The organism is Maridesulfovibrio ferrireducens, from assembly GCF_016342405.1.
Taxonomy (GTDB): domain Bacteria; phylum Desulfobacterota; class Desulfovibrionia; order Desulfovibrionales; family Desulfovibrionaceae; genus Maridesulfovibrio; species Maridesulfovibrio ferrireducens_A.
In genome coordinates this window covers 84,860-100,179 of the sequence record NZ_JAEINN010000010.1, presented here as the reverse complement: position 1 = coordinate 100,179, position 15,320 = coordinate 84,860, and the positions used below count along the sequence as shown (strand labels likewise).

11 protein-coding genes are annotated in these 15,320 nt (G+C 41.5%); 8 read left to right on the top strand and 3 right to left on the bottom strand.

Annotation, left to right across the window (positions count from 1 at the left end):
* Positions 1–1,647, bottom strand: a complete 1,647-nt coding sequence (locus tag JEY82_RS12085; RefSeq protein ID WP_304085756.1) for a bifunctional diguanylate cyclase/phosphodiesterase — start codon at positions 1,645–1,647, stop codon at positions 1–3.
* Positions 1,648–1,834: 187 nt separating this feature from the next.
* Here JEY82_RS12085 and JEY82_RS12080 point away from each other — a divergent pair, with 187 nt between their 5' ends.
* The 4 genes from JEY82_RS12080 to JEY82_RS12065 all read left to right on the top strand — a co-directional run bounded on the left by JEY82_RS12080 (position 1,835) and on the right by JEY82_RS12065 (position 6,256).
* Complete coding sequence (locus JEY82_RS12080; RefSeq protein WP_304085754.1) at positions 1,835–2,806, top strand: DUF523 and DUF1722 domain-containing protein; 972 nt, start codon at positions 1,835–1,837, stop codon at positions 2,804–2,806.
* Positions 2,799–4,388: an SDR family oxidoreductase gene (locus JEY82_RS12075; protein WP_304085752.1), complete on the top strand. Its 1,590-nt coding sequence runs from the start codon at positions 2,799–2,801 to the stop codon at positions 4,386–4,388. The genes JEY82_RS12080 and JEY82_RS12075 overlap by 8 nt, the downstream gene beginning before the upstream one ends.
* A gap of 23 nt (positions 4,389–4,411) precedes the next feature.
* Positions 4,412–5,770, top strand: a complete 1,359-nt coding sequence (gene phrB / locus JEY82_RS12070; RefSeq protein WP_304085751.1) for a deoxyribodipyrimidine photo-lyase — start codon at positions 4,412–4,414, stop codon at positions 5,768–5,770.
* 123 nt (positions 5,771–5,893) lie between these two features.
* Positions 5,894–6,256: a hypothetical protein gene (locus JEY82_RS12065; RefSeq protein WP_092160083.1), complete on the top strand. Its 363-nt coding sequence runs from the start codon at positions 5,894–5,896 to the stop codon at positions 6,254–6,256.
* 49 nt (positions 6,257–6,305) lie between these two features.
* Here the strand turns inward: JEY82_RS12065 and JEY82_RS12060 are convergent, their stop codons facing one another.
* Entirely contained in the window at positions 6,306–6,884 is a 579-nt protein-coding gene (locus JEY82_RS12060) for a tetratricopeptide repeat protein (protein WP_304085750.1), read from the bottom strand.
* Between the two features lie 14 nt (positions 6,885–6,898).
* The gene (locus JEY82_RS12055; RefSeq protein WP_304085748.1) at positions 6,899–8,797 is read right to left on the bottom strand and encodes a heme lyase CcmF/NrfE family subunit; all 1,899 of its coding nucleotides are present in this window, start codon (positions 8,795–8,797) and stop codon (positions 6,899–6,901) included.
* A 302-nt stretch (positions 8,798–9,099) separates the two neighbouring features.
* On the opposite strand from JEY82_RS12055, the gene JEY82_RS12050 reads away from it, so the two are divergent.
* The 4 genes from JEY82_RS12050 (at position 9,100) to JEY82_RS12035 (ending at position 15,312) form a co-directional block, all read left to right on the top strand.
* On the top strand, positions 9,100–12,924 hold the full coding sequence (locus tag JEY82_RS12050; RefSeq protein ID WP_304085747.1) for a PAS domain S-box protein: 3,825 nt from the start codon (positions 9,100–9,102) through the stop codon (positions 12,922–12,924).
* Entirely contained in the window at positions 12,911–13,204 is a 294-nt protein-coding gene (locus JEY82_RS12045; protein WP_304085746.1) for a response regulator, read from the top strand. Before JEY82_RS12050 ends, JEY82_RS12045 begins: the two co-directional genes overlap by 14 nt.
* 101 nt (positions 13,205–13,305) lie before the next feature.
* A complete protein-coding gene (locus tag JEY82_RS12040) occupies positions 13,306–14,163 on the top strand; it encodes an HDOD domain-containing protein (protein ID WP_304085745.1) in 858 nt (285 codons plus the stop codon).
* Between the two features lie 9 nt (positions 14,164–14,172).
* Positions 14,173–15,312 (top strand): HD domain-containing phosphohydrolase, encoded by a 1,140-nt coding sequence (locus tag JEY82_RS12035; RefSeq protein WP_304085743.1) that lies wholly within the window; start codon positions 14,173–14,175, stop codon positions 15,310–15,312.
* Positions 15,313–15,320: the final 8 nt, after the last annotated feature.

Sequence of the window (15,320 nt, the reverse complement as noted above, 5' to 3'; positions counted from 1 at the left end):
CTATTTGGTAGAGATATCAAACGCATCTTGCTCAGAAAGCGGCATAGACAGGTAGAAGCCTTGCACCACATCGCACTCTAGTTCTTCAAGAATTTTAAGTTGCGATTTCATTTCAACTCCTTCGGCAACTACTACCATATTCAAACCATGAGCAAGATCTATGACTGATTTAACAATCTGTTTTGCACTTGCGCTTGATTCAATTCCTTTAATGAAGCTCTTATCAATTTTAAGGATGTCAGTCGGGAATTTGGTCAGATAGGTCAGTGACGAGTAACCTGTTCCAAAGTCGTCAATAGCACATTGAATGCCTAACACATGCAAAGCATCAAGTTTCTGAGAAGCGAGATCAGGGTCTGCAATAATAGCTGATTCAGTCAGTTCAATTACCAGTGAATCTGTAGGAATGTTGTATTTAGTAGTGGTTTGCTCTGCGAAATGGACAAATGACGGAATTTTCATATGGTATGCACTGATGTTAACCGATATCTGTAAGGATGAGCATGACGGGTTCTTTTTCAGCCAATCAGCCCATATTCTACAGGCATTATCGAGTACATAGCGGTCCAGCTTAAGAATTAATCCGGTTTCTTCGGCAAGCGGAATAAATTGTATGGGGCTGATTAAGCCTTTTTCCGGGTGATTCCAACGGATAAGAGCTTCGAAACCTTTCAGTGCCAGTTCGGGTTTAAGTGCATATTGGGGTTGAAAGACTAGATAAAATTCGTTGTTGAGCAAGCCATTATGAAAATCATTTTCAAATTTAAGAAGATCCTGAGCGGAGTTCAGCATGGATTCGACAAAGAAAGAGAAATAATTTTTTCCGCGTTTTTTTGAACTTCGCATTGCCATGTTTGCTTTGTTGATGAGATCTTCGGGATGATTGTCCCCATGCTTATCGGTGCAAATCCCATAGCTTATGTCTAGACTAAACTCCACCCCGTTAATGGTATAGGGCGCTTGCAGTGCTTTTTTAATGTTTCTCATGAACCAGACGGTTTGCCGCGGGTTCACATTTTCAATAAGGATGACGAAGTCATCTCCACCTAATCTGGCCACAGTATCAATGTTTCTTACTGTTTTCGTTATCCGATCAGCTGTCTGAATAAGAATCTCGTCTCCGACAAAATGTCCGAAACTGTCATTTACCCGTTTGAAATTTAATATGTCTATAAATGCAACAGCGAATCCTTTGTTATTGTTATTATGTTTATTGACCAGTGCTTGACTGATCTTACGCATGAGCAGTCGTCTGTTCGGCAGTCCCGTCATATAGTCGTGAAGTGCCTGTTTTTTTAGTTCTATATTAGAATTCAGTAATTTTTTAAATAACCCGACATTGAAGTAGGCCGTAGCAAGAACAAAAATAGATCCCAAAAAAAGAATGGGGCCGAATATAGCATTAAAATCAAAATGATAGTGGAATATTACAGAAAAGATGACAACGGAATAGCCGATCATAAAGGCAAAAATGAATGAAATGAGAATTGCGAAGCCTGTTTTGGTTACTTTATACAGATTCTCTTCATTAGTGCGGATGTGTTTGATCAAAGCCAGATAGCAAGCGGCTCCGGCTATTAAAATAATCAGTCCAATGCCTATTTCTGTAAAAAAAATAGTGTTTCCGGTGTCTTTTAAAATGTGCATTATCAATAAATATCCCGCTGCATGTGTACTGTCAACAAAAGTGAACAATCTTATAATACGATAGACTCAACTCAACAAATTATTAATATGAAAAGTGCTGAAGAGTTTTATAGTGATTGTAGCTTTCAATTTATAACTCGGGTATGTGTTATTAGAAGAATCCTTATTAGGTGGAGGTAAATAGCATATGAATTATGAAGAGCGGGAATCTTGCAACAAGGTTAAACTGGGTATTGCAAGGTGTCTTTTGGGAGAAAGTGTCAGGTATGATGGATCTCAAAAGCTGGATCGTTATTTACGGGATATTCTCGGGCAATATGTAGAATGGGTTCCTGTTTGTCCTGAGGTCGAGTGCGGTATGTCCATCCCTCGTGAAGCCGTTCGTCTTGTGGGCGATTTGGACTCTCCCAGACTGGTCGGGCGCAGTTCCGGTAAAGACTGGACTGCTCAGATGTATGATTGGGGACAAAAGAGATTGGATCAATTGGAGCGTGAAGGTATATGCGGTTATGTTTTCAGGTTTGGATCTCCTTCAAACGGTATGAACAGAGTTAAAGTTTATAATGACGGCAATAGAGTACGTCATGATGGTATTGGAATGTGGGCACGCATGGTAATGGAAAGATTTCCAGGTTTACCGTTTGAAGATGACGGAAGACTGCATGATCCTGCATTACGGGAAAATTTTATTTCGCGGTTTTTTACATTGAAACGCTGGCGGGATGCGATGTCTGATGGATTTACGGCTGGAGCTTTGGTTGAATTTCACACTCGTCATAAACTGTTGATAATGGCTCATAATGTACAGCTATATCGGGCCATGGGAAAGATTGTTGCAAAAGCTGGAATTGAAGAACCTGAGCTTCTTTTTGCTGAGTATTTTGAAATGCTTTTCAAGGCTTTGACTTATAAACTGACAGTCAAAAAACATATAAATGTTTTGATGCACGCTTTTGGATATTTTAAAAAGGATTTAAGTGCAGATGAAAAACAGGAAATGCTTGAATTGCTGGATCAATTCAGCAAAGGGTTGATTCCATTGATTGCGCCGATCATATTACTTAATCATTATGTCAGAAAGTATTCAAAAGACTATTTAGCAAAGCAATATTATTTGAATCCTTATCCCGCAGAACTTATGTTGAGGAATCATGTCTGAATCAAAATCGGAAAGAATAGTTACAGAGTTTCCCGAAAACATATCAGAAGAAGATCGGCATCGATATACTATTTGTGTTCTCGGTGCGACTGGTTATGTCGGCGGGAGGCTTGTTCCGCAACTTCTTGAAAATGGGTGGCGGGTACGTGCTGTCGGGCGTTCTCTTTCCAAGCTTAAATGTCGTCCTTTTGCTATGCACGAACGTTGTGAGGTCGTTGCAGCGGATTTATTTGATTACGCCTCGTTATTAATGGCTCTTAATGGTTGTTACGCCGCGTATTATCTTGTTCATTCCATGCAGTCCGGCAGCGGAGATTTTGCGGCAAAAGATCGCACCGCCGCGCAGAACACAGTCCGTGCCGCACAGGGCACGGGGCTTGCGCGAATTATTTATCTGGGCGGATTGATTCCTGATGATCCGAATATCAGCCATCATTTAAAGTCTCGGGCTGAGGTTGGAGAAATTTTATCCGGCGGTACTGTTCCCTGCACCACGTTTCGGGCGGGAGTCATTATCGGTTCGGGTAGTGCTTCTTTTGAAATGATACGTTACTTGGTGGACCGTTTGCCCGTTATGATAACGCCTAAGTGGGTGCAGACTGAAACTCAGCCTATAAGTATTCGCGATGTGGTGTTTTACCTTTCAGGGTGTCTGGAACATTCCGAAACCGCAGGGGATGCTTTTGATATCGGTGGACCTTATATTGAAACATATGAGCGTCTTTTTCGTGTTTATCAGGAAGAAGCAGGACTCCACAGACGACTTATTATTCCCGTTCCTTTTCTCACTCCAAAACTTTCTTCTTATTGGCTCGGTTTTGTTTCTCCCATACCTGTTGCCTTGGCTCGACCATTGGTTATGGGGTTGCGTAACCGGGTGGTTTGCAAAGATTATCGTATCAGGGAGATTATGCCGCATAAGTTAAGCAGTTGTCGCTTAGCTATCAGCCGGGCTTTAGATAAGGTCGCGCAACAACTGGTTGATAGTTGCTGGTCGGACGCAGGCTCAATAAATATGCCCGAATGGGCTATATGCGGTGATGCCGGGTATACCGGAGGAACTGTTTTTCACACAGGTTATCGTATCAAATTGCAAGTATGCAGTGAAAAGTTATGGTCGAATATTTTAGCGATAGGCGGCGATAACGGGTGGTATGGATGGGATGCTTTATGGAGCGTGCGTGGCTGGCTTGATAAGTTTATCGGCGGGGTAGGACTGCGGCGCGGCCGAAGGCATCCAACGCTGATTGCAGTTGGAGACGCACTTGATTTCTGGCGTGTTCTTGATGTTCAGGCTGGTAAGCGCTTATTACTCATTGCAGAGATGAAACTTCCCGGTGAGGCTTTGCTGGAATTTACTCTGGAAGAGGAAAAAACGGGTGATACCGTACTGACAATGACGGCTCGATTTTTGCCGCGGGGTGTGGCTGGATTGCTTTACTGGTGGTCGGTATATCCATTTCACAGTGTGGTTTTTAAGGGCATGGCTAAAGCTTTGGCTGAGAAGACCGCGTGTAAAATTTTGGAAGGTCCGACCCTTGTAAAGGGGGCCGCTCCTAAATGTCATTTACCTAAAGCTTAACATTCTAATTCAGCAGGAAGTTTATGCGGGTTCATGATAAACGTATTTATGCTTTGAATGATAAGCAAAGTTCCAAAGATGCAGGGGAAGGCCGAGGTCCGGTGCTCTACTGGATGAGCCGCGAGCAGCGTGTTAACGATAATTGGGGATTGCTTTACGCTCGGGAACTTGCAGGTGAGATTCGCCCGCTTGTTGTCTGTTTTGTAATGTCTCCAAGTTTTATGTGTGCAACTTTTCGTCAGTATGATTTCATGCTCAGAGGTCTTAAGGATGTTGCGGATAAGTTGGCTGAAATGGGTATCCCTTTTGCGTTGCGGATAGGTGGTCCTGATGCTGAAATTGTAAGTTTGGCAAATGACATAGGGGCAGGGGCAGTTGTTACTGATTTTGATCCGCTGCGAGCCAGTCAGTTGTGGCAGAAAAAGGCAGCTCGTGAACTTAAGGTGCCGTTTATTGAGGTAGATGGGCGCAACATTGTTCCTGCACGGGTCGTTTCAGATAAACAGGAATACGCTGCCCGCACGATACGTCCTAAAATACATCGGCTTCTTTTTGAATATCTTGAAGATTTCCCTGAACTTATTCCGCAGCACGTCTCGCCGCCGGACATCCCCGAGCCGGACTGGAACGCAGCTTACCGCGCCATTAATGTGGATAGATCTATTTTTCCCGTGGATTTTCCTTCAGGCGAAAAAGCAGCACGTATTGCTCTTGTTTCTTTTATTAAGACCCGGCTGATAAATTATGCTGAAAAGCGTAATGATCCTAATGCCGGAGCTACTTCGCGCTTGTCAGCTTATATTCAGTTCGGGCAGCTTGCGCCGCAGCGGGCCGCACTTGATGTGGCAGCGACAGGAGCTGGAGATAGTCAGGATATGTTTCTTGAGGAGCTGATTGTGCGGCGGGAGTTATCTGAAAATTTCTGTCTGCATAATGCCGATTATGATTCGTTTAGCGGAGCGCCTGAGTGGGCCGTCGCCACGCTCGATGAACATCGGAATGATCAGCGTTTATATACTTATACGCGCGATGAATTTGATAAAGCGGAGACTCATTCTTTTCTTTGGAATGCGGCTCAAAATCAGATGCGGCGTACAGGATATATGCACGGATATATGCGTATGTACTGGGCTAAGAAAATTCTTGAATGGTCCTCTTCGCCAGAGCAGGCCGTTAAAATCGCAATGGCTCTCAATGATAAGTATCAGCTGGATGGAAGATCTCCTAATGGATATGTCGGAGCACTTTGGTCTATTGCAGGGTTGCATGATCGTGCCTGGAAAAAGCGCCAAGTGTATGGCTCAATACGATATATGAATGAACGGGGGTGTCGTCGGAAGTTTAATGTTGATGAATATATTTTACGCTGGAACGGAGAATAATGATTTTATTCTATAAAAACGGTCTGTTGTGCTAGAAAAGTTTTTGAAAAAAGATGTGCACAAAAGAAAGTGTCTATGCTAGTCTTAAAACGTTAATAACTTTAAACCGTTTGGAGGCTAGTTATGGCGAATATGGATTATCCCGGACCATGCCCGAGTTGTGAAGGTATTGACGGCTGCAGCACTGAAGCCGGAAAGAAAAAGGCTGTAAAGAATTATTGCAGCGGTCTTGAAATGGAACTTAATTCGTGGAAAGCTCGCTTATATGATGTTCTGGCTGACGAGAAATCTTCAGATCTCGGTGATCAGATTATTATGATTAAATCAACGATGAAAGAACTTGAAGCCGTTGTCGATCAAATGAAAGAAATCTGCCCGACAAGTCTTGGTGAGCAGGAAAAGGTAATTACCGGTAAGCTTGAAGACTTGCGGGTTCATTACACTAAAGCATTAGAAGTTATTTCTCCCGGTTGGTTCGGTGGCTGATTAGAATTAAAAAGCCCATGCTGATTAAAATTAGCATGGGCTTTATTTGTTAACCTTTGGCCAGTTCCTTTCGGACAATATCAATGAGTTCTTTGTGGTCAGGGTTAATCTCTAAGATTTTTCGCAGGTATTTTGCGCCCCTTTCTTTTTGGTTCAAGTCATTTCTAAGAATCATACCAAGGTAGTAACATGCGTGGTAGTTTTCAGGATTCAATTTTACTATCTTTTCAAATTGATCCACAGACTGCATGGTCTTATCCAGCTTAAGCAAAACTATGCCGTAGTGGTAAAGCGCGCTTTCATCTTCCGGTGTAATTTTCAGCAGTCTATTCCAGAAGAATGCCGACTTCTCTAATGAGCCCATACTCATGAATAATTCACCTAATCCGTTTAAGGCTTCTGTATTATCTGGATTGTTTTTCAACTGTTCCATGTAAGTTTGTATTTTGGAACTTTGTTCAGCATTCATTGATGGGCCTGCACTCTGTGATCCCACAGGTCGTGACTGTGCGCGTTGAACAGGTTGATGTGATTTGGACATGAACGAGAACATCAGCATTAAAACCAGTCCGGCAGCCACAGTTATGACAACAACTTGTTTCCCTTTAGGGGATGTCTTGGTTTGCATTTAATTACTCCTGATTACTGCGCGTCTGGACTGTGCAATTTTTTCTTTCTTGCCGGAAAGAATACGACAAACGGGAAGAGGGTGACGAGCGTTCCACCGACCCATATCCAGTTGACCAGCGGATGAACACTTACCGTCAGAGGTTCAAGCCGGCCATTTTTTATGTCGTGTATTGTCGCGTAAAGTTCCCTGCCGAAGCTGAATATTGTGGATACTTCAGAGTGCGGGTGATTGTTGCCGGGGAATGTTAATTGTTCCGGTTTTAGAATTCCGACTTCCTGCCCATTTTTACTGACAACAATATTAGCCATTTTAGATGCAATGCCGTGACGTTTAGAAGCGGTCAGCTCTTTGTAGGTGAATTCATATCCTGAAAACGAAAAGGTCTGTCCTTCGGATATCGCAACTTGCTGAGTTGTTGCGTATGGACCGGAGATAGCCACTCCGATGATCATTAATGCCACTCCGAGATGAGTCCCGTGGGCAATCCAGAATCGTTTGCTGGATAGAGTTTTGTTTCGCAGGGCAAGCATTATGGTGGACGCTATTATTCCCGCTCCGGAGCCGAAGGCTATAAGTGGAAGGATCATGCGTATTCCACCGAACCATGCCGCTCCGCTAAGGCACAAAGCCGTAAAAATGGAAACAGCGAGGCCGGTCTTATCCTGAATGCCTTCGTTCCATGAAAACCACGGGCAAATCAGAAGCAGTAAACCTATGAGGGTAAATAACGGCATTGTTACTGTGTTATAAAAGCCTGCGTTAACACCGACGGGATTTGTTTCCCATCCCAGACTTATAACAGGCCACATGGTGCCTAGAAAAATCACAGTACCCAAGGCAATAAAAGTCCATACTGTTATGACTAGAAGTCCTTGGCGGCTGAAAGCATTGGCCTCCAGTTTGGATTTTTTTACGTTGGCGAAGAATGAGGCTGATAGAGTTAAAAATAGATAGAATAGAATAAAGGCGAGCAGTAAACCGCCGACTCCGCCGCCGCCAAAGGCGTGTACGGATGCAATGATACCGCTTCGCACAATATATGTACCGACAACACACATCAGAAATGTCAGGTTAACCAATATAATATTGATTCGTTTGAACACTCCGTAGCGCTGACCTAAAATTGAAGTGTGCAGGTATGCTGTAGCTACGAACCATGGAATGATAGAAGCATTTTCAACCGGATCCCATGCCCAGTAGCCGCCCCAGCCCAGTTCCATATAAGCCCACCATGCGCCGAGCACTATTCCGGCACTAAGGAATGACCATGCCGGAAGCACCCAGCCGCGAGTCAGTTTCATCCATGAATCTTCACCCCTTGTGATAGCCATTGCGATCGATAAGCAGGCGGGAACAGTAAACAGCCCGTAACCGAAAAAGAGAAGTGGTGGATGAAAAGCCATACCGGGGTTTTGTAATAACGGATTGAGTCCGGTTCCATCTGCGGGGATGTTGGCAAGTTGTGTAAACGGCGGGCTTGCACTTGTCAGGATGAATAGGAAAAAGGCTTGAATCGCAAAGTAAAGCATCCAGTAAGCGACTTTTGTTTCTTCGGGCAAATCGGAGTATTTTTTAGTGCCGAGAAAAATGGTTCCGCCGACAGTGATAACCAGTAGCCAGAATAGCAAAGATCCCGGTCTTCCGGCCCAGAAAGCAGTAACCGCGTAGAAATTTGAAAGTCCAAGACTTGTATAGTCTGCAACATATTTAAATGAAAAATCACGGGTTATTAATGCGCATAATAGAATTATGCTGGAGAAAACAACTAATGAAATAACAAGTAATTGTCCCCTTTCCAGCCATTTTATCGAGTCGGTCTGTCCTTTCCATATGTTAAGGCATCCCCATGCTGCAGCCAGTAATGATACAAACATGGATATCACTAGAGCCATTTCCATTAAAAAATGCATTAACCCTCCAAAAAGATCAGCTAGATTTATAGATGCAGGCAATTTAAATTTCGTCTTGCACAAAGCCAGTGACAAGCAATAAGTATTCCATTCTATAATGGTATGAAATGATTGGCTAAGATTGAGAATATGCGTTCTATTTGTGCAGAATATAACACTATTTGCACAAATAGTTGTGCAAATATGAACAGAGGGGGTAAAAAGAGTTTGTAGTCGCTATTTTAATAAAAAGAGTACTAATTATTCTAAAAATCCTTTATTAATAGAGGCTAGAATGAAGTTTATCTGTTTGGGGAGAGAATATGAGCAATCTCGAATTTATGACTAAAAAAGAATTAATAGCGGAACTGAAAAAAGTTCGTGCAGAAGTGCAGCGTTTTGAGCGGGGACACGGAGCTTCACTTGATTACCTTTCAAGTTTGTCTGTTCCTTTATCCGCAGTAGGCTTCGAGCGACTGGTTGAAGGTATATGGATCATAGATAAAGACGCTAATACTATTTTTGCGAACAACTCAATTGCTTCAATGCTTGGATATACACCGGAAGAAATGATCGGTCTAAATTTGATGGATTTTATGTCCGAAGATCGTAAGAAAGAGTGTGAGAATCATATTTTAAAGTGGAAGAAAGGTGTCGAAGAAATTTATAATTTTGAATTTCAGAAGAAATCAGGAGGATCTGTATACACTCGTATTGCCACTTCACTTATTTTAGATGAAAGCGGAAGTTATGCCGGAGCAATCGCCAGTGTTACAGATCTCAGTGATCTTCATCAAGCTCAGAAACAGCTACAGGAGATTTTCGATAATGCGCCGATAGGTATGGTTAACATGGATCTAGACGGGAAATTGTTCATGGTGAACCCCGTGTTTAGCAAGCTTTTGGAATATTCTCAGCAAGAATTGTTTGGTATAGACTTTATGTCCATGATTCATCCAGCTGATCAGAAAGATTATATTATTTCTAAAGATAATGTGTTGGGGGGAGGGCATGTTAAACTTACCCAAAGGCTGTTAACTAAATCCGGGAAAACTGTATGGGGTGATCTGTCTTTTTCAATTGTTGTGGATGAGTCAAAAAAACCTCATTATTTTATAATAGCGGTATCGGTAGAGGACATCTCGGAGCGGAAACATGCCGAAACGGTTATGAAAGCACGCCTGGAGTTGATGACTTTTTCTTTTGATCATTCTTTAGATGAGTTAATGGTTGAAGTTGTTGATGTTGTTGAGACTTTAACTTCCAGTCAGATGGGTTTTCATCATTACCTTTCATCGGATCAAAAAATACTTACGCTGCAATCATGGTCAACGCGCGCATCTATTGAAATGTGTATTTCTGAAGAAAAGGGGAAGCTTTATCCGGTTGCTGATGCGGGCGTCTGGGCAGACTGCATACATACAAAAAGTGCGGTTATTCATAATGACTATATGTCTCTTTCCAATAAAAAAGGATTACTCCCCGGGCACATCCCTGTAATTCGCGAACTTGTGGTTCCAATAATTCGAAACGATAAGGTCGTATCTATTTTAGGCGTTGGCAATAAGCCTTTAAATTATACAGATGCAGATATTGAAATTGCTTCTAGTTTTTCTGATTTTGCGTGGGATATTATTGAACGCAAAAAATCAGACATTGATTTAATGCAGGCGAAAAAACTTTTGGAGGAGGTTCAGAAGATAGGCCGTATTGGAGGGTGGGAGGTTGATAATTCCACAGGAGAGATTTGCTGGACGGATAACCATTATCAACTTTATGGATATAAGCCCAAAGAATTTAAGGATATTGACCCGTTTTTCTTTGAGAACATAATTCATCCTGACGATCGAGAAAGGATCTTCAGCATATATAAGAGCTTATTTAAAAACACAGAGACTGTTTTTGATGAATATCGGGCTATTCTCAAGGATGGTACTGAGCATTTATTTCATTGTGTGGCTGCCCCTGAGTTTGATGATGAAGGTAAACTGCAACGAGTCTATGGAGTTAATCAGGACATAACCGATCGTAAAAAAATCGAAAAACAGTTGAGTCTCAGTGAACGTAAATTCAGAAGTTATTTTGAATTAGGACTCATTGGAATGGCTATTGTCGGAGTTGATAAAAAGTGGATAGATTTTAATAATAAATTTTGTGAAATTTTAGGCTACAGCAGGGAAGAGTTAGAGAAATTATGTTGGCCTGATTTTACTCATCCTGATGATATTGATAAAAATAAACATCTTTTTGATCAGATGATTGCCGGTGAAATTGATAGTTACACCATGGAAAAACGTTATATTAAAAAGAATGGTGAAATTGTTTATGTAGCATTGTTAACTAGCTGCGTCAGAAAAAGTGACGGGTCGGTTGATTACCAGATGGCCCATATCATGGACATAACCGAGCGAGTCAAAGCGGAGAAGGAAGCTGATTGGAATCTAAATTTGAATTCTGCTCTTGCAAGATTATACACTCCACTTGTAGCTCCCGAAGCCAATCTTAAAAATACATCTGAGGCCGTGCTCAAAGAGTTATTAAAAATTACAGGAAGTCTTTATGGGTATACCAGCACTATTGGCGAAAAAGGTTTGTTGATTCAGGCCTATAGTCACATGAGAAATAATTGTTTTGTTGCAGGAGATCATGATTATATTATTTTCCCTAAGAATTTTGATGGCACATACCCTTTACTTTGGGGACATTCATTAAATACTAAAGAATCATTTTTTACGAATGCTCCTGAGACACATCCAAAATTTAAAGGACTTCCCAAAGGCCATATTCCTTTAACTTGTTTGTTGTCAGTTCCTGTTCTTCTCAGGGGAGAACTTGTGGGACAAATTGCACTGGCCAATAAGCCGGGCGGGTATACTCAGCGCGATGTTGCTGCCACAATACGCATTGCGGCATATTACGCACTTGCTATTCAAAGGGTGAACTCTAAGCAGGAGATTGCCGCCAGTAAGGAGTTAATGGAAAACATTCTGGATGGTATTCAAGCAGGTATTATTATTGTTGATCCTGTTACTTGTGCTATAGACTCTATAAATAGTGCCGCATCAAAAATGCTGCGAGCAAGCAAAGAACAGATTATCGGTCAACGGTGCGATGTTATATGCTGGCGGGCAACTGACGGGAATGTTATTGAAAATTGTCCTGCTGCAATAAAAGAGATACGGGAACGGGAATTCAGGATGCATCGTATGGATGGAACGGGTCTTCCGGTTTCAAAAACGGTTCTTAAAAGTAAAGTTAACGGAGAAGATAAGTTTATTGAAATTGTTTTTGATATTACTGAAAGAAAAGAGCTTGAGCGACGTCTTAGTCTTGCGCAGAAGTTAGAATCTATAGGGCATCTTTCGGCAGGCATAGCGCATGAAATTAATACTCCGGCACAATATTTAGGTGATAATATTATATTTTTGTCTGGAGCATTTGAAGAAATGAGCGGAGTTATTAAGCGGCATAAAGCGATCTGCCAATTACAAAAAGATCCAGTATGTGAAGAAGCTTTTACCCGTTGGTATAATGAGGATATGGATTATCTTTTAGAGGAAATACCCGCAGCTCTTGCTCAATCGCAGGATGGTGTTGAGCGTATAACCAGGATTGTGCACGCTATGAAAAGATTTTCTCATCCCGGATTGGAATTCAGGCAGATGGGTGATATTAATTTAGCTCTTGATAATACCGTTACGGTTTGTAGAAATGAATGGAAATATAGTGCTGATGTTGTTTTTGAGTTGAAACCTGATCTTCCATTGATTCCCTGTTTTATTAATGACCTTAATCAGGCTTTTTTAAATATTGTGATTAATGCGGCTCATTCTATCAGTGCAAAAGTGAGTGGAAATGGCGAAAAGGGAACGATCCTCATTCGAACGCGCCTTGATCCGCCATGGGTTGTTGTTGAGATAGAAGATACCGGAGAGGGAATCCCGGAAGAAATATTACCGAAAATTTTTGATCCGTTTTTTACAACCAAAGACGTCGGGCTTGGCACAGGACAGGGTTTAACGTTATGCTACTCAATAATTAATGAAAAACATGGTGGAATAATAGAATTTAGCAGCAAGCTGGGCGTTGGAACCAAATGTATAATTAAATTGCCACTTGAGGAAGATAAAGAAAATGACAATTCATAATATCCGCGTGCTGTTTGTGGATGACGAACCCAATGTTCTAGCTGCGTTGAAGCGTATGCTTCGTACTAAACGTAACGAGTGGACAATGGAGTTTACTGATTCAGGACTTGCCGCTCTTGCTTTGTTAGAAGGTTCGAGATTTGATATTGTTGTTTCCGATATCAAGATGCCGGGAATGGATGGAGCTGAACTTCTGAATAAAGTTAAAGATAAGTATCCTGGCATTATCAGAATGGCTCTTTCCGGACAGGTTGGCTTGAATGAAGTTATCAAAGTATAAGGGCTGTTCATCAATATATATCAAAACCGTGTAAGGCGGAGGAACTGATAGATAAAATTGAGGGAGCAATTAAATCCCGCGAAATATTGATTGATCCTGAAATGCAAAAGTTAGTGGCTGAAATAGAGTCTTTACCGGTTACTCCGAACGTGTTCGAATCCATTGAAAGAGAACTAAAAAACGCTGATCCGTCCATTAAAAAAGTCGCTGAATATATTTCGATGGATGTCGGTTTGGTTGCAAAGATTCTTAAACTTGTTAATTCACCTTATTTTGGTCTTCCTACGCAGATAGATTCTATATTGCAGACTATAACAATGCTTGGTCTGGAAAGTGTCAAAGCTCTAATTTTATCCACTCATTTGTTTTCTATGTATGATCAAAAAAAACTCCCTAATTTTTCGTTGAACTTGTTATGGGAGCATAGTTTTCGTGTGTCTAATATTGTAAGGCTTATCTGTGAGTGCGAAAAAATTGACAAGACATTGGCAGTGCAGGCGCGGATGGCAGGTCTTCTGCATGATATAGGTAAACTTGTTTTGGCAAATTCTTTTCCTGCTCAATATGGAAAGGTTATAAAAAAAGTTGCTGAAATTCATTTGCCGATATGTGACTGTGAAATGGAAGTACTTGGTACAACTCATGCCCATATCGGTGCATATCTTATGGGGTTATGGGGAATGCCGGGTGATATTGTTCATGCGATTGGGACTCACCATCAATATGAGGGTTTTGATATGAGTGTCTCAATGTTGTTGAGAATCGCCGATGCTATCGATCATCAGTGTGTTATTATTAATCCTGACTATGTCAGGATTAAGCTGGATAGAAATATATTTTCTGATGGACAGCATGGTTTACCACTTGAAAAATGGATCAATTACATTAACGATCATTGGGAAGGTATGGATGAATTTCAGGTTCTGGATGCAGATATGCTCACACAATTGAGAAGTTAAGGAGCATAAATGAAGTCTAGAATTTTATTGGTTGATGATGAACCGAATGTCCTTTCCGCGTTGAAAAGACAGCTTCGCGGGATTTATGATGTGGAAACGGAAGAAGATCCGACCATAGCACTGCTTTCTTTGAATAATAAAAATCCATTTGCTGCCGTTGTTTCTGACTATCGTATGCCTAAAATGAACGGCATAGAATTTTTACGGGAAGTAAGAAAACGCAGCTCTGAAACAACAAGAATTATGCTTACCGGTTATGCTGACCTTGATAATGCAATACGTGCTGTGAACGATGGTCATGTGTTCCGTTTTTTAACAAAGCCGTGTGAAAAGGAAGTTTTGCTTGAAAACCTCAAAGAGGCAGTCAATCAATATGACTTGGTAACCGGCAAACGTATTTTACTTGAAAAAACACTCAAAGGCAGTGTTGAGTTGCTCGGTGAAATTACTTCATTGGTAAAGCCGGAAGCCGGAGCACGTATAAACAGAGTGCGTCGTTATGTTCGTTATCTTGCAAAAAAGAAAGGTGTAAAAGATCTGTGGCGATATGATATGGCTACCATGCTTTCGCAGTTGGGGACGCTCATCCTTCCTCCCGGAACCCTTGATGTGTTGCTCGAAGGCAAAGAACTTAATCCTGAACAGCTCCAGATATTTGAGATGCATCCGGTTATAGCTAAAAGTCTTGTGTCCAAGTTACCTCGTCTTGAAGCTCTTGCTGAAATGATAGCGTATCAACTGAAAGGGTTTGACGGATCAGGAACTCCGCGTGATGCGGTGAAAGGGGAAAAGATTCCTCTCGGTGGGCGAATTCTCAGGGTCGCTTTGGATTATGACCTGCATTTGCAGCACTTTGAAAATCCCAAAAAAGCATTTGCCAAACTTGAAAAAGTTGCTGAAGTCTATGACCCTGAGTTGCTTTATTATTTAGAGGGAATGCTCGGTGTAGAGGCTCGGTATATTATCAAAGAAGTTGGTCTTAAACATTTATATTCAGGTATGATTTTGTATGAGGATGTCACATCCAAGCATGGAGCTATGCTGCTTAGGAAGAGTTTGGAGTTAGATAAAGATAAAATTGATCGCATTCATATGTTCGATGAGAAAATAGGAATAAAACTTCCGCTTTTAGTTCTTGTTTCGGAGTAGGGGATTGT

Coding starts and splice junctions, on each gene's coding strand:
- JEY82_RS12065 (WP_092160083.1), top strand. CDS start 5,894: ATGGCGAATATGGATTATCCCGGACCATGCCCGAGTTGTGAAGGTATT.
- JEY82_RS12080 (WP_304085754.1), top strand. CDS start 1,835: ATGAATTATGAAGAGCGGGAATCTTGCAACAAGGTTAAACTGGGTATT.
- phrB (WP_304085751.1), top strand. CDS start 4,412: ATGCGGGTTCATGATAAACGTATTTATGCTTTGAATGATAAGCAAAGT.
- JEY82_RS12075 (WP_304085752.1), top strand. CDS start 2,799: ATGTCTGAATCAAAATCGGAAAGAATAGTTACAGAGTTTCCCGAAAAC.
- JEY82_RS12050 (WP_304085747.1), top strand. CDS start 9,100: ATGAGCAATCTCGAATTTATGACTAAAAAAGAATTAATAGCGGAACTG.
- JEY82_RS12045 (WP_304085746.1), top strand. CDS start 12,911: ATGACAATTCATAATATCCGCGTGCTGTTTGTGGATGACGAACCCAAT.
- JEY82_RS12040 (WP_304085745.1), top strand. CDS start 13,306: ATGCAAAAGTTAGTGGCTGAAATAGAGTCTTTACCGGTTACTCCGAAC.
- JEY82_RS12060 (WP_304085750.1), bottom strand. CDS start 6,884: ATGCAAACCAAGACATCCCCTAAAGGGAAACAAGTTGTTGTCATAACT.
- JEY82_RS12055 (WP_304085748.1), bottom strand. CDS start 8,797: ATGCATTTTTTAATGGAAATGGCTCTAGTGATATCCATGTTTGTATCA.
- JEY82_RS12035 (WP_304085743.1), top strand. CDS start 14,173: ATGAAGTCTAGAATTTTATTGGTTGATGATGAACCGAATGTCCTTTCC.
- JEY82_RS12085 (WP_304085756.1), bottom strand. CDS start 1,647: ATGCACATTTTAAAAGACACCGGAAACACTATTTTTTTTACAGAAATA.